Source organism: Variovorax sp. (genome assembly GCF_965279555.1).
GTDB lineage: Bacteria > Pseudomonadota > Gammaproteobacteria > Burkholderiales > Burkholderiaceae_C > Variovorax.
Genome location: NZ_OZ257247.1, coordinates 331,344 through 348,370, shown reverse-complemented (window position 1 = coordinate 348,370; position 17,027 = coordinate 331,344). Strand labels below are relative to the sequence as shown.

The following is a 17,027-nucleotide window of genomic DNA, read 5'->3' as shown; positions in this document are numbered from 1 at the left end:
CTCGGCGCTACGGTCGGTGCGCTCAACTCAGTGCAGGGTGCTGATCAGCTGGGCGCGCGAACGCATGCCGAACAGCAGCAGGATGGTAGAGACATGGTTTTTTACGGTGCCTTCGCTCAGGTTCGCGAGCTGCGCGATTTCTTTGTTCGCCTTGCCTTCGAGCACCCATTGCAGCACCTGCATCTGGCGCGGCGTGAGTTCCTGCCAGGCGCTGGCATGGGCGAATTCGGCATGGCCGGCGAGCGGCCTGGACACGGCCGGCGGCGGGGGTTCGGCGGCGCCGGGGGCCGAGGGGTCGAGCAGGCCGCAGGCGCGGATGAAGCTCACCACTTCCTTCAGGTCGGCCGACTTGGGCAGGAAGGCGGCCGCGCCCAGCGCCAGCACGCCCTGCGCCAGCGTGCTGTTGCCGGTGCCCGAGAGCACCACGATGCGCGCGTCGGGAAAACGCTGGCGGAAGTCGGCCAGGCCGCTCAGGCCACGCGTGTCGGGCAGCGCCAAGTCGAGCAGCACGAGGCCGATGGACGCCTGGTGGGTTTCGTAGAGCACCAGCGCGTCGGCCACGTTGCCGGCCTCGAAAACCTCGATGTTCGCGCCGGAGGACGCCGCCTGCGCCTGGACCAGCGCACAGACGCCGAGGCGCAGCAGGTCGTGGTCGTCCACGACGAGAATCGCGGTGGGTGGAGGGGTGGAGGTGGGCGTGCCAGCCTCGGCGGCCGGCTGAGAGGGCGTGGGTGAGGTGTCAAGGGATGCCACGCGTTTGATCTTAGCGGCGCGACGGCGCGATGAAAGTGCCCAAAGTCATGCTTTGCGCGTACCTGTAATGCTTTCAAGCTAATTTTTTGATAGCAAATACACATCGGAAGCGCTCTTGCCATCGGGCTTTTCCGTGTGCACCATTGAAGTTCCGCCGCATCGAACGGCGCCCACGGAGACAAGCCATGACGCACACTGCCGCCGCCCCGCTCGAATCGAGCGACCGCAAGGTCGACCGGCTGCTCGCCCACTACGAGGAGAGCCACCGGAACCCGACCAACGAACTGATCCATTTCGTGGCCATCCCGGCCATCATGCTGAGCATCGTCGGGCTGCTGTTCGCGATCCACCCCTGGATGGCGTATGTGTTCGTGGCGGCCAGCCTCGTGTACTACGCCCTGCTGCGGGCGCCGGCCTTCCTGCTGACCATGGCCGTGCTGACCGCCATCGCCCTGGCGCTGGTCGATGCGATGGGCGGCCTTGTATTGCCGGTTTCAGCCGCTATGTTTGTAGTGGCTTGGATCTTCCAGTTCGTAGGCCACAAGCTGGAAGGCAAGAAACCTTCGTTCTTCGAAGACATCCAATACCTCTGGGTCGGCCCGCTGTTCGTTCTGTCGAAGCTGTTTCTAAAGCTGGGCATACGCTGGTAGTGTCGAGCCGCATTGAGAAGTGAACATGAATTTCTTTTCAATCAGCTACTTAGCGTACACCGCGCGCCCCAGTTCTGAACCCGTGTCTCACTGAGTTCTGAATTTCTCGAAGTTTTCCTCATTGAGTTCTGAATTTTCCAACCATTGGCTGCCCGAAGCTACTGCTCCGCGCACGTGGCAATTGGGAAATCGACAGGAAGGCTCGATACCTCAGGCCTTGGTCTGCCCGGCACTGATGGCGGCCTCTTCCACTGACAGCTAAAGTGTGAGCCTGCGCACATACCGTGCGCCCAGGAGCTCAAGAACACTACGTCAAAACACTCCCCATCCGTCGAGCATACCGAAGCCCACACCCTTCGGCCAACCTCACCAGAAGCCGCCACCTCCTTATGGGCTAGGTACGCACAAGACGATCCCCTTCCTAGCGGCTACGACAGCTGGCTGGAGTATGCAATCGCCATGTTCGCCGCACGAGAGTCGGGAGTGCTGGCGCATAGGGTTGTCGACAGCGACTATCACGACAGATGCGTCCTGCTGCAGCGCGAGGTCTGGGCGCAGTTCAACAACCTTCGAGCTTTGGCAAGACTCCCCGCTGTCGAACCTAAAGGCTTCGCCGCCGACCTCACATATGAGGAAGTCGAGGCCGAGGACCGCCTAGCCCGTCGAGTCAGTGGCTCACAAGATGCGGACGGCCGCTGAGGCCCGCACATCGTCCGGCGAATACCAGCCACCTGGCTTCCAAAAAGTCATCGCCTTGATGTACTTCTCACTTCGCGATGTCTTCATCCAAGTGCCGTCCTGGACACGCAGCCGACCGTGATAGAGCGCGGCCATCAGCGCCCGCCCGTTCCTCAACCGAACCTGGTCGAGCTCTGTCATGCCAAGGCCTTCGAGCCTGACCGGTGTCACCGCGTGGAGTGGACGTGCGCAATGCTGACAGTCGCGCAAGTGTGCGACGCCAGCTTTACCGCCGTTGACCATATCGAACGGCAGTAGCACCGGCTGGCGGCAGTGCGCGCAACGCCCTTCCATGAGGCATTGGTGCAGCGGGCAATGTCTCCATGGCTCAAAGCGCCAGTGGAGTTCGAAGTGCGGCATGCGTTGATCGCGAAGGCATTCCGGGCAATACCGAGAGCACGGCTGACCATGTGGATCGCGCAACAAGACCGCTCCCTTAGGGTCCACTGATTTCAGGGTATCGAAGACCTTTCGGGCGACCGGCATTGTCGCCAGGATGCCCGCAGAGTCGAGTACTCTGCGGCCAGCCGCGGACATGAGCAAGAGGTTCGGATCGGCACGGCGCCGAACATCGCGCGCGAATCCCATGAACGCCAGCAGATCCTTTGGCCGGATGCCCTGCGACAAACTGGCCCGTGTCAGCCAGGAACTCGGTGCCTCGAAGGCTTCCGCGCGAGGCAAGCCGGTCAACTGCCCAAGATCCCCCGGACACCTTAGCTCAGGTGGTGCTCGGCCGGCCATCGTCGAACAGCTCCAACTGGCCTTTGAAAGGCGGTGCGGTGCGCCATGGCCGGCGCAACAACTCCAGCGGTGCTTCGCAGCGCATGCGGCGAAGCAGCTGGCGCGCGACGCGCCGCGCAGACTCCAAAGCACCGAAGCAGGCCAGCCGTTCCAGGCGAGGCTGATCAACCAAATCCACAAGCTCACTGGGCAAAGGGCCCGAGTCCGGGCCAATGCCGGCCATCCGTTCAAAAGCACGCACCACGCATTGCATCATCTCCGCGGGAGTTCTCATGCGGACCGTGTCTGAAGTGGACTGACTGTGCATGACGTCCCGCCGAGTGCCAAAGGCCATGAGGATGTGGAATGCGCCGTCCGGTCCGGCGGAAGCAAGCCACGACAGCCGGTCCGGAAGGAGCATGGCGAGCTCAGAACGCGCATCACACTGGTGCTCCAGCCAGTGGCACCAATCGGCAGCGGCGCGAGGAATCCGGTCGGTCGGACCAGGCGCCACCAGATAGAGTCCGCATCGGCACACATCCACGGCGGGACGGGTCCAGTTGATGAGCGTCCCGCAGTGCCGGCAGCGGTCGATCAGCTCGCACTGATGCCGTGGGCATACGGGGCAAGCAGCCAGTTCCCAGACGGCCAGACAATGGCCTTGATCCCGCAGGCATTTCGGACATATCTGCACTGCCCGGGTTCGAAATGCCGCGGCGCTCGTCCACCGATGTCCGGCGAATTCGAACTCGCGGCGACCAAGTTGCGTTCGCCGCTGCCTCAGCGTTTGCGCAAGTCGAGCGGGTGCAATGCCTACCAAGAAGGCCAGACGCATGATGTCGGCAGGCTGGAGCCATGTGGGTGTCCGCACGCCCGCCAGCGTCATTAGCTGTTTCATCGACAGGCCATTCGCATGTGCGCAACGCAGAAGGAATCCCAGTCCGGACTCTCCGTCGTTCATGGAGCGCACCACAGGAAGGCTGGACAGTTCAGGAAGCATAGGGATTGTCCTTGCCGGCCGCCCTGCCGTTTGCTCGCTCGAAGGCCTTCTGGAGATGCTGCGGGCTCACGACCCGGGCGCGGTCATCCACTGCGACAAGCGCGGCTTCGGTCACCAGGCGCTTGAACGAGCGCAGATTGCCCTGGGTGGCCACATGCAGCCGCTGCGCCTCCTCTTTCTCGGCGAGTGGGGACAAGTCCACCGATTGCACCTGCTTGACGAAACTGCGCACAAAGCCATGCCAGATCACAGGCACTTCGAGTCCGCGCAGCTCGAAGCGCGCGCTGACGCGATTGGCCAAATGAGCATCGGCCGCCTCTAGTTCCAGCAGCTCGGAGGTTCCGAGCAGCACCACGGCTACCGGCGTTTCATCCATCAGCTCCCTGATGACGTCCGTCACGTTGCCGTACATCATCTGAGCACGGCCATGCATGCGAGCCTGCATGAGCAGGTAATGCGCCTCGTCGATGAAGATCACCCGTGTCCCTTTCTGGCGCAGAGCGTCAATCAACATCTGCCGCTTGATGTCGAGCGTTTGTGGGCTGATGCTTGGAAAGGGATGGCGCAGCCGGCGCAGCAGCGCGCCGACGACATGCCCTACGGTCGGGCGCCCGGGCAATCGGATGGCAACCGCCCCGAATCCGTCCTCGAACAGCGTCGACTTTGGCTGGGAGCCGATGAAGTAGCGGCCCAGCGCTGTCTTGCCGGAGCCGCTCTCGCCCGTGATGGTGATTCCTTGCTGGACGGTCAATTCCCTACCCAGCTGGAACACCCGGTCGGCGCCGGCCATCGCTTCGGCGAAGGCCGGGTAGTTGACCATGACGCGGTCGACCGCCACGGCGGCCCGAATGGCTTGGGGCGAGTAGGTGAAGAGGCGCCGCTGCTCGATGCGCCGCTCCTCCTCGTCCGGACCATCGAAATCCGTCATCTCGATCTCGTGGCGTCGGGAGTTCCCCTTTTTGACGGGGCCTCCAGGGGGCAGGATCTCGTTGTTTGCGTGGTGTGCCATCACGCCCCCAAGACGAAGCTATCGAAATCGGGAATCTCCGGTTCCACCACACTCCCGGTATTCAGCTGGATCACGTCCGCTGCCGGAACGGGGCGAAGGGCTGCCCCCGCATCGAGCCGTGGCTGATGAAAAAGCCCAGCGGAGGTGACGCCTGCCGCGCGAGCTGCGTGCAGAGAGTTCTTGCGATCCCTGGGACGGCTGCAGTCCGCCCAGTGCTCGTGCAGACGCATGCGCGCCGCCCAAAGCTGCTCGTAGGCACCGTTGGTCTTCAACTGCTCACGGGCGAACTTGCGAATCATCTTGTGCTGATTGAAGGAGAGACCTCGCGCATAGTCCCCCCAGCGGGTCGGGCATTCAATCCACTCCGTCTCGCGCTTTGGGTGTTGCACGAACAAGGCTCCCATGTCATCCGGATCCCATTTGACGAGGGCCTTGAAGCGCTGACCCAGTTCCTTGCGCCATGGAAGCAGCTCGGCCGATCCGTAGGGGATCCCGTGCAAATCCAGGCCCCCCGGCCCCACCGTCAGGTGACATGACAAGCCAGAGATCACACGCAACTGATCCCAGCTGCCGGGATAGATGGCTGGCGGACAACGCTCGATCCCTTCCTGGAACAGGTCGAGCGGACGTGCAAGCTTGCGCTGGTTGATGTTCAGCGCATGCTCTTCGGAAACAAACATGGTCAGGCCCTTGACCAGATCACCAAACCCGACGGTCGCGTCTTTGTAAGGGTCGATGTTGACCACGTTGGCCATGGCCTTGTGGACCCGGCCTCGTCCCAGTGTGAGGTAGTTCAGGGTCGCGAAGAAGCGCTCGACATGAGGCTTCAGCCAGGGCGTGCGGACCCGGCAGTACGTCACATCCGTGCCCAGCGCCCACATCACTCGCAAGAAGGCCAATGCGTGGAATTCAAGGCCGTTGTCCAGCAGCCATTCGTCTGCGAGGCCATAGGACAGCCATCGACTGGATAGTCCCATCTGCGCACAAAGCTCGTCCTTGGGGATCACCGAGTTGCGCAGAGCCCCGACCACGCTGCTGACTCCCGGAGCAAAGAAGCTCAGGTGGAAACCTAGGACATATCCCGAGAATGCATCGATGACGACGGTTAGCCAAGGACGTCCCAATGGCAACCCGGTGTCATCGCAAATCACGACCCAGTTCAGAGGCGTGTGATCGACCTCCGCGCGTTGCAGCGGGTAGGCTGCAGCCGCTCCGTCCATGGTCGTACGCGTCACCATGCGCGCCCGCGCGTCTCCCTCGCGGGCAGCGATGCGCCGGTAAATGTCGATCTCACCGACGCGCCTAGAGAGCGTCGCCAGACTGACCTTGGCCGCCTGTTCAGGGATCTGTCCGTTTTGGACGGCGATTCGCATTTCCTTGACCAGGCAGTCATGCGCATGCACCAGTGAGTTGCGTTCCCGTGTGAGGTACCGGGTACGCAGCACGTCCGCAATCAGTTTCTCGACCTCTTCGGAAAGGCGCCGCGGGGTTCGCCGCAGCTTGTTGCGATCAACGAGTGCCAGCGGGTTTCTTTCGGCGTGAAGAAATCGGCGCCCCCATGCGGCGACTGTCGAGGCTGAAGGGGCCCTGTGGTCGTCGGTTGTTTTAGCCACTGTGCGAATGACGGCTGCTACACGCCGAAGGTTGCCAAAACTGACGTGTGCAGCTTCCACCCCTTTCAGGTAGCGCAGGCGGTAGTCGATTTGCCTCTGCCAGCTCGCCTTGATTTGGGACAGGTCGACCAGCGGCTGCTTGTCGGCCCAACAGTCTTCCGGCCGCTCCGGGGTGGTAGAGCCCTTTGCGAGGCTAGTCACCGGCACCAGGCGGCCAGTCCAGATGCGCTTGAGCAGTTCAGACTGCCTCATCACCGTTGGCCTACGGGTCAACACATCTTCCAGTTGCACATCGCCATCGGGCAGTTCCCGTGCGAACTCCATGTGCCGCTCACCGCTGCGCAGAATCAAACCAGCTCTCAAGGCGAACTTCATGATCGGCCTCCATGGGAATGTTGGGAAAGAAGCGGCTGTCGTCGTCCAAAGCGATGACGCTGGACAGACGTATGGCCCGGGCTGCGGCCAGGCACAGCACGTCAGTGCGTGCCACGTTGCATTGCTCCTGCAGGGCCAGCAGCGTCAGTCCCTCGGGATGCTCAGCAAGGCGAGCCAGGATGCGCTGGCACACCGTTGGATCGATTGCCATCTTCCGGTAGCGCAGAACCATGGCCGCGCGCTCATGGGCTCGCTCGTGGCGTATCTGAACTTCAGTGAGCAACAGAAAGTCGATGCCACGGGCGGCCAGCAGCGATCGCGCCTGATCGAAGATTTCGGCAAACCGCTCGGTTCGCGCTTCTTGCTTGACCTCGATGACCAAGCGCGCGCCGCTGCGATACGTGGCAAGAAAGTCGGGCGTGTACCTTCGACCTGAGGGCAACTCAAGGCGAAAAGGTTGGTGCTGCAGGCGCGCCACATCGGGGCAGAGGGCGGCACGCAGGACGAAGTCGCGTTCAAGGGAGGACTCGCATTCGACCGGTCGATCGAAGATGCTCGGCAGATTCAGCCGGCGCACGGTTCGAACGGGTGAGCGCGAAACCACCTTGCGCACGGGCGCAGGTGAATCGGGTTCCATGGTGTTTCTCCAGGCAAAGGAAATCCGCGCCAGCCCTCAAAAAGACCGGTGGGATGCTTGACAGGGGGTGGTCTGCCAGAAGAAACTGCAGTTGTGAGGCTGTTGGAGTTTCTTCAGCGGCAGAAGACGCCAATCATTCGAAAGGGTGAGGGGCGTTTTCTTTTTTGTGGTGAACTCCTTTTCTTCCTGGGTTGGTTCGTCTAGGGGTCTCAGGGCGCGGTGCATCCGCCTCGCTTGACCCCGAGGGCCACTGCAATGGCGTGTGACTGCCCACGAAGACACTTTCGCCTGCCGGCCAAGATGGACCGGACGAGGGACTCGCTGAACCCGTGATCACGGGCCCATTCGGCAACAGAAATTCCTGCGCTTACGAAATTGGCCCTGGCCTGGTCAAGCGTGCGCAATGGGTCGCCGCCGCCCAAGGGCTGAACTGCGACGCTCCTTTCGTCAAGCGCCGAGGCCTCACAAGGTGGAACACGACTTTCGTTCATGCAGCACATTGTTTCGCTTCGCACGTGCATTGCCTACCCGGCATGAAAATCGAAAGAAGTGGAATTTCTCGACGTATAGAGTCTGATGGAAACTACACAACGCAGTCGAGGGCGACCGCCGACCAGGCCGCTGGACGCTTGGCGTACGGCCTACTTTTTCGGCATGCTGAGAAAAGTGAGTGGCTTGTCGACAGGTGGCCTGGAACAGGCCTATCTGGCGGCACATTCGCGCCAGAGCGCGCGGAAGCCGGATGCCTTTCCGCGCTACGTCAAGGGTCTTCAGATTCCGAAGTCAGCCGCGACTGGATGCGGTCCAGTCGCGTGGGCCTTGAGCTGCTATCCCGAACTCGAGTGCGCGTACAGCAATCTCGTGTTTGACATCATTGCCAAGTGGAACAGTCCATGTGAGGTGGCCGATTTCAACCATGACCGCCGCCATCGGCGCGCTCACGCGGACATGCTCGGCGGTCGGTGCATACCGGAGCCACTCAGGTACCTGGTCCCGAATTCCATTGAGTCGATCGAACTACGAAGTTTTGAGGGCTTCAGTCAGCCTACGAATCTAGACGCGCTGGGGGTACTGTTGGTCCGCTTCAAGGCCAACCTCGGCGGAGGGAGCGAGGCGTCGTGGCGCAGCCTGATACGGGACTGGCTGGTGTACTGGATCGATGCAAACCCCAGTTCCCCTTACGCTCACTTTTGGATGCTGGTCACTTTGCAATCGGTCGAGCCAGCACTGCTTGATCTATTGGGGCCTCAGGGAATCGATAGGTGCTCCGAGGTGCATGCTGAAATCTCTGCAAAGCGAAAGTTTTGCGCAGCCGCACTTGAATGACTTCATGCGGGCTTCACCGCCGAACCACGGAGGCACCGACCATCGTCCAAGCCATCAACGGCATCCTGGCCGATGGTGACCAAGCCGAGCTACTGATCGTGCTGCACCAAGTGGTGCAGGCGCTTGGCGGGATGCAGGCCGTGACCGAATAGGCACTCCTGAATCCGACCCAGCTCTACCGCGACGCTGTCGCCTAAGGGCAATCCGGCGCTCAGCAGCCTGTCGGCCATCCTCAAGGCGACATGACCATGCGCTCGAACACATCGTAATATTGATGGATGCGCGAACGCATCCCAACCGCCTTTATCTCCCACGCTGCCACCGAATTGACGGCGAACGGCCTAACGGGGTCCAAGCTGGTCGAGATCACAAGCGCCTACGCCGCTGACTTTGGCGTCGACATACAACACGCGCGCTATCCCTTCGATTGCCCAAACAAGCGCACGGCGCTGCTCGACAACCTGATCGTCTTTGCCCCCAAGCAGCAGTATCAGATCATTCGCGAACTGTGCGACCGGCTGAATGCCGACGGGTCGAACGCAGCACTGACTCGGCTTAAGGTCAAGCTGATGACTGAGTACGCGGAGTTTGCGGACCAAGACCAGCAAACCGATATGGAGCGCACGCTCCTCACTGAAACTCGCCATTGGCTGACTGGTCACGATGCCGTACGAAAGTTGTTCGACGAGGCTCTGCAAAAGCATGACCATGGCGTCTTTCGACGCAACACTTTGGATGATCTGCGCTTGGCGCTGGAGTTACTGCTTCGCGATATTTTTGGTAATGGCAAGTCGCTGGAGAATCAGGTGCCGATGGTCGGCCAGTTCGTCCGCTCGAAGGGAGGCTCCAAGGAACTGGCCAATATGTTCCAGAAGCTGGTGGACTACTATGCCGGCTACCAGAACACCTTTGTCAAGCACGACGACGCCGTTATCACCTCGGAGATCGAAATCATCTTCGAGCTGACGGCCTCATTCATGAAGCATTTCCTGCGATTGTCGGTCGCACCTGACAAAGCACAATTGCCCCTGTAGGAGCACAGCGAACCATCTGCGCTTCGCACTTGATCACCATGCCGTGTCGAACACATTGACTCTGCCTCGTATAGGGTAAGCAGCTAGCCACTTACGAAGAACAGGCCCAAAGGTCACGACGAAGTAGGGCACGAATGCCAGCTTGTGACCCACTGGCATCGTCGCCATCGCTCGGGCCAGTGGGCTGGGCGGGTAGTCCTGCAGCACGAGGTGGCTTGAAACGGCATGTCGGAGAAATCGTTCGGATCAACCAACGCACAGCAAAGGCTCACTGCAACGGCCGTGTGCATGGCGCATGGCGTTCGCTCTGCTTCAACACGTCACCAACATCACGCCGTGAACCGTCCAGTCGTCAATAAGGGCCTCGAGCGGACTATTACGAAGAAGCTCAAGCCGAAAAAGAAGAAGGCCCCGCAGAGCCTTCTCTTGGCATGCAAGCATGCCTGGCGAGGCTCTGTTACCCCTGCACCGCAGGACCCCAATCGCTCTGGGCAGCACGCCCGTATTGCACTCGCTCTCGAAACGTCTTGGCGGAACTCTACTCTCAGAAAAGCAAATGGTCACGATCCTGCGCGAAGCGGATCGTACGATCGTGGCTTAGGTCGCCAGGGTGTCGAATTGCTCGACTGCATATTCAAGCCAGTCGGAATAGCCAGCGGACGGGGACACTGCTTTTCGGATAATGAAAAGAGATCCTCCTTGTGGAGGTTAAGGCCGCCATCGTCGGACATGATGGCGGCGTGCGGCAAGCTGAACCCTGAACGTCCGCAACTTCATACGGCCGGGCCGAAGACCGGAAGGTCACCGGAATGGCTGCGCGGAAATCCGGTACTTTCACCCGATCAGTGTGAGCGTCCAGCCGTGCCATCTTGACGCCGCACAGCTGAGTTGCGGCTATAGCCCTGCCGGCTTTGCGTTGACGGCGGCGATGCACTCGACGAGGTTGAGTACGGCCAGCAGCAAGGACTTCTCGGCGTGCGTGCGAACCTTCAGCAGGTCGTGCTCGCCGAGGTAGCCGTAGACGTAAGCGAGCAGGTGGCGCTCGGGGTGTTCGGTGTGGAACTGCGTGACCAGCTTGGCAGCGAGTTCGGCAGGCAACCCGTCGTTGAACCGCATCCGCGCGGTCATGCGCTCCATGCAGGCCTCTTGCAGGTCCATGGTCACCACGTCCCAGCGGTGCCGGCTTCGCTTCATCGCCAGGAACGCAACGAATAGGACTTGCAGCCCGATCTCGACCTCCGGCATGTTGACGCCCATGCGCGCCAGCACGAGGATCGACCCGAGCAAGTTGGGTTGCGCAGCGAAGACTTCGTCGCCCAGGCGCACCTTGCCGTCGTGGCCGAGTGCATCGACCTCCATGGTCGCCCGCGCCACCATTTCCATCGTCAGTCTGCCCACGTTCGGTCGCCCCACGTCTTGCTGTTCAGCAGACCGCAGACGGCTGCCACCGATGCGGCAGCAGTTCCTCAATGCGGCTGTTGAGTTGCGTCGGCAGGCGCGCCAACACGTCGCGCAGGTAGGCCCACGGATCGTGGCCGTTGAGCCTGGCCGACTGCACCAGGCTCATCACCATGGCCGTGCGCTGACCGGCGAGTTCGCTGCCGGCGAACAGCCATGCCCGACGCCCCATTGCCCACGGTTTGATTTGCCGTTCGAGGTGGTTGTTGTCGATCGCGACCGCGCCGTCGTCTAGGTAGCGCGTCAGTGTGCTCCAGTGGCCGAGTGTGTAGTCGATGGCGCCCGCTGCCGCGCCGCCGTCCGCAACCAGCCGGCGTTCGAGTTCGAGCCATTGCTTCAGGTTGTCCCACAGCGGCTTGGCAAGTCGCTGTCGCTGCGCCTGTCGCTCGTCATCGTTCATGTCCTTGAGCTCGGCCTCGACCGCATAAATCCGCGCATAGCGCCGGATCGCCTCGTCGCCGATCGGGCTCGTGCCGTCGCGCGCCAGTTCATCGAACTTGCGACGTGCGTGCGCGACGCAGGCCGCGCTGATGCGGTCGGGATGGATGCGGGGATCGAGCACGCTGTCGTAGCCGCCGTAGCGGTCCGTGAGCAGCGTTCCAGACCATCTGCCTCGACCTTGTTGTGCATTGCCCGCGAGGAAGGTCTTCGGGTACTGTGCGCCGCGGCCCAGGCAGAACTCGTAGATCACGCCCGGCACGGCGTCGTGCCAGCTGCGCGCGTAGGCCCAGACGTAGGCTCGGCGCGTCTTGCCGGCACCGGGGTCGAGCAGCTTGACGGGCGTCTCGTCGGCGTGCAGCACGCGGCAGGCGAGGATAAAGGCCTTGTGCACCTCGTAGAGCGGCTCCAGCGCAGCGCCGGCCTGGCCAGCCCAGGCAGCCAGTGTGGAACGCGGCGTATGGACGCCGCTGCGTGCGTTGATCGCCTCCTGGCGGTAGTACGGAAGATGGTCGACGCAGCGGCTGATGAGCGTGTGCGCGATGAGGCCGCTCGCGGCCATGCCGCCTTCGATCAGCTCCGGGATGGAGGACGCCTGCCTGAGGACCTGGCAGCAGCGGCAGGCCCATTTGCCGTAGATGTGGCGGTGGACGAAGAACTCGGCCGGCACGATGTCCAGGCGCTCGCTCATGTCCTCGCCGATGCGCGTCATCGGGCGGCCGCAGCCGGGCTCTTGGCAGTCAGTGCTGTCGGGCTCGTGGCGGTGCTCGACGCGGCGCAGATGCTCGGGCAGAGCCTGACGGCGCGGCTGACGAGGTGCTTCCTTCGGCTTGGCCTTGCCGGCGTCATCGGCCGCTGCTTGCAGACGCAGTTGCTCTAGCTGCGCGCGCAGGCTCGCCTCGTCCTCGGCAATCGTCTCTTCGAACAGGCGTCGCTGGTCGGCATCCATTGCCTCTGAACTGGCGCCGAACTTCCAGCGCTTGAGGCGTGCCAGCTCGAAGGTGATCTTCTCAATCTTGGCGTCGCGCCAGGCGATGTCACGGTCCTTGCGCTGCAGTAGGTCGCGCGCCTGAAGCAACTCGCGGTCACGATCGACGAGAGCCTGGTCGCGCAGTGCGAGTTGCCGTTCGGCATGTTGCCAACGGGCGATCCAGGCCGCCGCTTCCGGCGGTAGCGCCTGCAGGTTGAGCGGAGGAAGATCGTGCGCGCCGAGCATGCCGGTATGGTGCCAGGACCAGGGCATCAACCGCATCCGAGCAAGCACGTATTGCATCGATGCAGCGCGCTCGGCGCCCGCGTCGATGCCGTTACTGCAGTGCTTCAGGCCCGCGTGATGGTGCTCAATTCAGTCAGCCGCTCCCACGGCAAGCCGAGGACCAACGCATCGAATTGCGCGCGGGTCAGTGAGAGCGAGAGAGGCGATGTCGAGGTTGTTGCCATCCATGTGAAGCTGCCTGCGTTGAGCCGACGCGCCGCGCACCAGACGCCGAAGCCGTCGTGCACCAGCAGCTTGACGCGCGTGCCGCGGGCGTTGGCGAAGAGGTAGCCGTGATGCGCCTGCGCTGCACCGAAGACCTGCACCACTCGGGCGAGCAGCCGGTCGGCGCCGGCACGCATGTCCACCGGCTCGGCCGCGAGCCACATCGCGTCGATGCGGATCATCGGAGCATCTCGCGCATCCACGTCGCGCACTCGCCCGCCGCGCTGGCCGGCCAGGTCACGGTGATCGTCATCGCGTTGCGGCGCAGTTCGATGTGGATGTCTTGCGGGGGTGCAGGCGTCGGTGCAGGCACAGGCGTGGGTGTCGGGACTTCCATCGGTACGAACGAAGGCGTCAGCTGCGGCGCATCCGTCGTCACCGCGGCCGACGCAATGCCAGCACGGGCGACCGGCTTCATCTCGGCATCGTTCACCCAGCGCCGTAGCAAGTTGGCGTTGATGCCGTGGGTCATCGCCACCGCGGCGATCGAGACGCCAGGTTGCATACACGCCGTCACGGCCGATGCCTTGAACTCGTCGCCATGCCGCCGCCGACGGCGGCGTCCGTCCATTTGATTGCCAGAGATAGTGTTCACGTATCCACCTAAGTTAAGTGGATACGAGGCTCCTACGCGAACGAGGGGAACTCAAGATGGGCGTACTGGACGCTCACCGATCAGTTGCAGAGCATCAGTTGTACGCGCTGCAGCGCGTACGGGTAGAAGTCGCCGCGGCGCAATGAGTGATGCGCGCCCCGTACGGCACAAAAACCTGCCGGCCGACTAATTTGCAGAACTCCCGCTGTTAGTCGCTCCGTTGCCTCCCTAATTTATCTGATTGTCTACTCCGAGCGAGGCATCTCAAACTAGCGCTCACAGCGCTAGCATGCCCGGAAGGAAGTTAATTTTCTGTAAATTTCGGCACCAGCATCGTGGGGGAATTAATGAATATCGACACGTCCAAGCCACGTCTTTTGAGCAATCCATTCTGGTTCATATCGATCATTCTTATATTGTGGTTTCTTTGCGCTTTTTTTGTGCGGTGGGATTTGCGATTGACTCGACTTTCCCGCACCCAAGTGCCAGCCGACCCTTACGTGCCTCTTTTAATTAACCCGATGATGGGGCACATCCTCGAGAAGCTCGATTTTCACCAATGGAAATTCATCACTCCGAGTCACGACACCTTCAAACCAACGCCAGTTCTGGAACTGATCAATGAAAAACTGAAGCCGAAATTGGACTATGCCGCAAACCATTTGAAATTATGGGATCTTTTGGATGAAGCCTATCTCATGGGCAATGACACGCTGGTGTTGCAAACCTATGCCTTGTATGGAACTTCCGTTTATTTTTCGATGCCGATTCAGAAAGCGGCACTTTGTGATTATTTCGATGTACGGATATTGCCGCCACTAGTCGAATTCATCAAAAGATCCGACTATGCAAGCGCGAGACGCCTCGTATTCGATCTGAATAAGGCGATCGATGCCATGCAGCCGGAGCCGACGATGGCCTGGCATTCGCCAAGATTGCAAGGTTACTTCAATCTGTTTCGCAGATTAGAGGCTGCATTGAACGATTTGAATTTACTGTACGGGAAAAAAGCCGAATCGGATCTCATTCTGCAGGCCATCTACAAGAGTTCGACCCTACCTCTCGGTACAATTCAGTTTTTCAGGAAATCTTCAAACAAAGAGCTTGTGGCGTGGGCTGATTATTTCGAGGGAGCCCGGCTTCTAGAAGAACTCGATGCAGTGACGGCAGGCGAACGGTTCGAGGCCGCATTGAATTCCGACAATCGCCGTCTGAAAGAGCTTGCTGCCCTAGGTGTCGTCAGATCGGCATTCTGGAGCGTCAGCAACGGAAAATTAAACACCTTGATGGCGAAGACGAGGATCATCAAGACGTCCGGGGTTTTTCTGACAGAGAGGTATGGACCGGATGCGAAAAGATATGTCGATATATTGAGTGAGCCCCCTAAGAGCAGAGAGCGAGCCTCAAAATGAAAACCCGTTGGATAGGTGCCGCGATAGGAACTGTAGTTTCTCTTTGTGGCACTCTGCTGGCATTTAAGCCGGAGTCGGTTTTCAACGACAATTATTCATTTATCGAATATGCCTTCTCCGTGCTTGCGACGCCGATTGCATTGGTCGGCGCCTTCGCGGCTCTGGTTTTTTTGCTGTGTTTGGTGCCGGGTGCCTCCGTTGCGATGGGCAAATTGTCGCAATTGCCAGACAAAAATATTTCTGCATTGCCAAGAGCTGCAAAGAATTACAGTTTCTTTTCAAAGATTGCCTTTTCCATTGTCCTGCTGGCGGCGTTGATTCAAACCTTCTACCTCGCTCGAAACGTCTACAGTTTCGGGCGCGATGTACTTTTCCCGAGGTATCGAAGCGAAATCAGGGCTCGAATCTACACAGACTTGGCGTTGGGCGATCTATATTCCGCAAAGCAGCAATTGCTGGACTACGCCGATCGTTTCAAAGGCCTGCAAAGCGGTGCAGAGGCGAAGGAAAAAGCCGACGACATATCAAGAAAGCTAGCGATCAAAGGCACCCTGATCAACAGGGCGAAGGCTCTTGAGCGGGTATTTGGCGTCAACAAGGTCAGCGTTCATCTGAAGGCGGAAGCGTTGCGCATCAATTCTTGGGACTCGGAGCTTCAAAAGAATTTGCTGTCCGATCGAGATCGTGTTTTTCGTGACTATCTTCCTGCGCTGCTTGTCGACGTTTCGCGCTGCGGGACTGCCGGAGTGGTCATCGACAAAGTACGAATGGGGCGCAACCTTGTGGTGCTAGGTTATGACCGCGCTATTGACGCGAATCTCAAGGACAGCAAAAGTGATGAAGCGCGCACACGGCTTTGCGAGATGACCTCCGAGATCGGCCCGGACGGAGTTGAAAAGCTTGTGCGAACCATCTGGCAGGCGGATGAGCTTGATCTTTTGCTGAAAAAAAGTGATGAATCGACCTTGCGAAAGGAAAGAGCGGAGAAGTTCGCGGCGATGCGCTACAGCAATACGAAAATGAGAATTCTTTCCCGCGACAAGGTCGACGCTGCGGCGAACGAAGACGGCGCGGAGAGTCAAGTCGAGAAAGATGAAATCGTTCCTGCTCCGCCTCCGCGAATGAAAATCGAACGGAACGTGGATTGAATCGTACGGTTTGGAGGGCTGTTAAAACACCGCGTGATCCCCGCACCGCGCTGTCCATCAGCTGCGCATAGAAATCGAACGGTGTCTCGTGCCCCCGATCGATGGCGCGGCTGCCGCATCGTAGCGGGCTGCGCGCGGGTAGCGAACTGGCATCGACTCTGTTGTTTAGTAACAGCTGATGTACGCCAGTTCGGCCTTGGCGGCCAGCGGAGATGAGCATTCCTGCGGTGCCTCCAGATTAATCCGAACACACTTGACTGAGTTGGGCTGTATTCTGAGAATTTCTATATGGCGACTAGTATGGATCTATCGGGAAAGGGCGCCGACCCTGAGGAGGAGGAGTTGGTAAACCCCCTCTACAAGCAGGCAACTACAAGCCTTACCCAAAGCTTAATCGATGCAATCTCGGCGTCATCCTCAACGCAAAATATTCCAGCACCGACCGGTCGCTACTATTGGGCATCAGTTTTGCATTCCCACTGTTGTGGTTTCGCCATTGCAATGCACAAATTGATGCCAGGGACACCAGCCAATCTAGAACGCACTGTTTACGATTTTGCGCCAGTTGCTGCTTTGGCGAGAGCCCTTTTCGAGTGCCTTCTTGTAAAGCGATATCTTTGCGACCCAGCGATGAGCGAGCA

General features: G+C 60.2%; 16 protein-coding genes and 1 pseudogene. 6 read left to right on the top strand and 11 right to left on the bottom strand.

Annotated elements, in window-relative coordinates:
- Window positions 1-27: 27 nt before the first annotated feature.
- Entirely contained in the window at window positions 28-753 is a 726-nt protein-coding gene (locus ACQY8B_RS01715) for a response regulator transcription factor (RefSeq protein ID WP_422085123.1), read from the bottom strand.
- 185 nt (window positions 754-938) lie between these two features.
- Between ACQY8B_RS01715 and ACQY8B_RS01710 the strand changes: the two genes are divergently transcribed.
- Entirely contained in the window at window positions 939-1,403 is a 465-nt protein-coding gene (locus ACQY8B_RS01710; RefSeq protein ID WP_422085122.1) for a DUF962 domain-containing protein, read from the top strand.
- A 675-nt stretch (window positions 1,404-2,078) separates the two neighbouring features.
- Here ACQY8B_RS01710 and ACQY8B_RS01705 read toward each other — a convergent pair.
- The 6 genes from ACQY8B_RS01705 to ACQY8B_RS01680 form a co-directional block, all read right to left on the bottom strand.
- The gene (locus ACQY8B_RS01705; RefSeq protein ID WP_422085121.1) at window positions 2,079-2,831 is read right to left on the bottom strand and encodes a TniQ family protein; all 753 of its coding nucleotides are present in this window, start codon (window positions 2,829-2,831) and stop codon (window positions 2,079-2,081) included.
- 28 nt (window positions 2,832-2,859) lie between these two features.
- Complete coding sequence (locus tag ACQY8B_RS01700; protein WP_422085120.1) at window positions 2,860-3,861, bottom strand: TniQ family protein; 1,002 nt, start codon at window positions 3,859-3,861, stop codon at window positions 2,860-2,862.
- Window positions 3,851-4,789: a TniB family NTP-binding protein gene (locus ACQY8B_RS01695; protein WP_422085119.1), complete on the bottom strand. Its 939-nt coding sequence runs from the start codon at window positions 4,787-4,789 to the stop codon at window positions 3,851-3,853. The genes ACQY8B_RS01700 and ACQY8B_RS01695 overlap by 11 nt, the downstream gene beginning before the upstream one ends.
- Before the next feature lie 80 nt (window positions 4,790-4,869).
- Entirely contained in the window at window positions 4,870-6,858 is a 1,989-nt protein-coding gene (locus ACQY8B_RS01690; protein WP_422085118.1) for a transposase, read from the bottom strand.
- Window positions 6,815-7,495 carry a Tn7 transposase TnsA N-terminal domain-containing protein gene (locus ACQY8B_RS01685; RefSeq protein ID WP_422085117.1) on the bottom strand — a complete coding sequence of 227 codons (681 nt, stop codon included), beginning with the start codon at window positions 7,493-7,495 and terminating at the stop codon, window positions 6,815-6,817. The genes ACQY8B_RS01690 and ACQY8B_RS01685 overlap by 44 nt, the downstream gene beginning before the upstream one ends.
- A 209-nt stretch (window positions 7,496-7,704) precedes the next feature.
- Window positions 7,705-7,986 carry a DNA-binding protein gene (locus tag ACQY8B_RS01680; RefSeq protein WP_422085116.1) on the bottom strand — a complete coding sequence of 94 codons (282 nt, stop codon included), beginning with the start codon at window positions 7,984-7,986 and terminating at the stop codon, window positions 7,705-7,707.
- 163 nt (window positions 7,987-8,149) lie between these two features.
- Between ACQY8B_RS01680 and ACQY8B_RS01675 the strand changes: the two genes are divergently transcribed.
- The 3 genes and pseudogenes from ACQY8B_RS01675 to ACQY8B_RS01665 all read left to right on the top strand — a co-directional run bounded on the left by ACQY8B_RS01675 (window position 8,150) and on the right by ACQY8B_RS01665 (window position 9,855).
- Window positions 8,150-8,821, top strand: coding sequence for a hypothetical protein (locus ACQY8B_RS01675; RefSeq protein ID WP_422085115.1), 672 nt, complete (start codon window positions 8,150-8,152; stop codon window positions 8,819-8,821).
- A pseudogene (locus ACQY8B_RS01670) lies at window positions 8,818-9,067 on the top strand (DNA-binding protein). Before ACQY8B_RS01675 ends, ACQY8B_RS01670 begins: the two are co-directional and overlap by 4 nt.
- 32 nt (window positions 9,068-9,099) lie before the next feature.
- Entirely contained in the window at window positions 9,100-9,855 is a 756-nt protein-coding gene (locus tag ACQY8B_RS01665) for a hypothetical protein (RefSeq protein WP_422085114.1), read from the top strand.
- Window positions 9,856-10,749: 894 nt separating this feature from the next.
- Here ACQY8B_RS01665 and ACQY8B_RS01660 read toward each other — a convergent pair.
- Genes ACQY8B_RS01660 through ACQY8B_RS01645 form a run of 4 tightly spaced genes read right to left on the bottom strand, consistent with a single transcriptional unit; the run spans window position 10,750 to window position 13,736 of the window.
- Entirely contained in the window at window positions 10,750-11,253 is a 504-nt protein-coding gene (locus tag ACQY8B_RS01660) for a hypothetical protein (RefSeq protein ID WP_422085113.1), read from the bottom strand.
- 25 nt (window positions 11,254-11,278) lie between these two features.
- Window positions 11,279-13,024: an IS66 family transposase gene (gene tnpC / locus ACQY8B_RS01655; RefSeq protein WP_422085112.1), complete on the bottom strand. Its 1,746-nt coding sequence runs from the start codon at window positions 13,022-13,024 to the stop codon at window positions 11,279-11,281.
- Between the two features lie 47 nt (window positions 13,025-13,071).
- Window positions 13,072-13,413, bottom strand: a complete 342-nt coding sequence (gene tnpB, locus ACQY8B_RS01650; RefSeq protein WP_422085111.1) for an IS66 family insertion sequence element accessory protein TnpB — start codon at window positions 13,411-13,413, stop codon at window positions 13,072-13,074.
- Complete coding sequence (locus ACQY8B_RS01645) at window positions 13,410-13,736, bottom strand: transposase (protein ID WP_422085110.1); 327 nt, start codon at window positions 13,734-13,736, stop codon at window positions 13,410-13,412. The genes tnpB and ACQY8B_RS01645 overlap by 4 nt, the downstream gene beginning before the upstream one ends.
- 437 nt (window positions 13,737-14,173) lie before the next feature.
- On the opposite strand from ACQY8B_RS01645, the gene ACQY8B_RS01640 reads away from it, so the two are divergent.
- Together ACQY8B_RS01640 and ACQY8B_RS01635 are read left to right on the top strand one after the other, a co-directional pair.
- The gene (locus tag ACQY8B_RS01640) at window positions 14,174-15,238 is read left to right on the top strand and encodes a hypothetical protein (RefSeq protein WP_422085109.1); all 1,065 of its coding nucleotides are present in this window, start codon (window positions 14,174-14,176) and stop codon (window positions 15,236-15,238) included.
- A complete protein-coding gene (locus ACQY8B_RS01635) occupies window positions 15,235-16,386 on the top strand; it encodes a hypothetical protein (protein WP_422085108.1) in 1,152 nt (383 codons plus the stop codon). The genes ACQY8B_RS01640 and ACQY8B_RS01635 overlap by 4 nt, the downstream gene beginning before the upstream one ends.
- The last annotated feature ends 641 nt before the right edge of the window (window positions 16,387-17,027 follow it).

Coding starts and splice junctions, on each gene's coding strand:
- ACQY8B_RS01710 (WP_422085122.1), top strand. CDS start 939: ATGACGCACACTGCCGCCGCCCCGCTCGAATCGAGCGACCGCAAGGTC.
- ACQY8B_RS01700 (WP_422085120.1), bottom strand. CDS start 3,861: ATGCTTCCTGAACTGTCCAGCCTTCCTGTGGTGCGCTCCATGAACGAC.
- ACQY8B_RS01695 (WP_422085119.1), bottom strand. CDS start 4,789: ATGACGGATTTCGATGGTCCGGACGAGGAGGAGCGGCGCATCGAGCAG.
- ACQY8B_RS01690 (WP_422085118.1), bottom strand. CDS start 6,858: ATGAAGTTCGCCTTGAGAGCTGGTTTGATTCTGCGCAGCGGTGAGCGG.
- ACQY8B_RS01685 (WP_422085117.1), bottom strand. CDS start 7,495: ATGGAACCCGATTCACCTGCGCCCGTGCGCAAGGTGGTTTCGCGCTCA.
- ACQY8B_RS01680 (WP_422085116.1), bottom strand. CDS start 7,986: ATGAACGAAAGTCGTGTTCCACCTTGTGAGGCCTCGGCGCTTGACGAA.
- ACQY8B_RS01675 (WP_422085115.1), top strand. CDS start 8,150: ATGCTGAGAAAAGTGAGTGGCTTGTCGACAGGTGGCCTGGAACAGGCC.
- ACQY8B_RS01665 (WP_422085114.1), top strand. CDS start 9,100: ATGCGCGAACGCATCCCAACCGCCTTTATCTCCCACGCTGCCACCGAA.
- tnpC (WP_422085112.1), bottom strand. CDS start 13,024: ATGCAATACGTGCTTGCTCGGATGCGGTTGATGCCCTGGTCCTGGCAC.
- tnpB (WP_422085111.1), bottom strand. CDS start 13,413: ATGATCCGCATCGACGCGATGTGGCTCGCGGCCGAGCCGGTGGACATG.
- ACQY8B_RS01645 (WP_422085110.1), bottom strand. CDS start 13,736: ATGCAACCTGGCGTCTCGATCGCCGCGGTGGCGATGACCCACGGCATC.
- ACQY8B_RS01640 (WP_422085109.1), top strand. CDS start 14,174: ATGAATATCGACACGTCCAAGCCACGTCTTTTGAGCAATCCATTCTGG.
- ACQY8B_RS01635 (WP_422085108.1), top strand. CDS start 15,235: ATGAAAACCCGTTGGATAGGTGCCGCGATAGGAACTGTAGTTTCTCTT.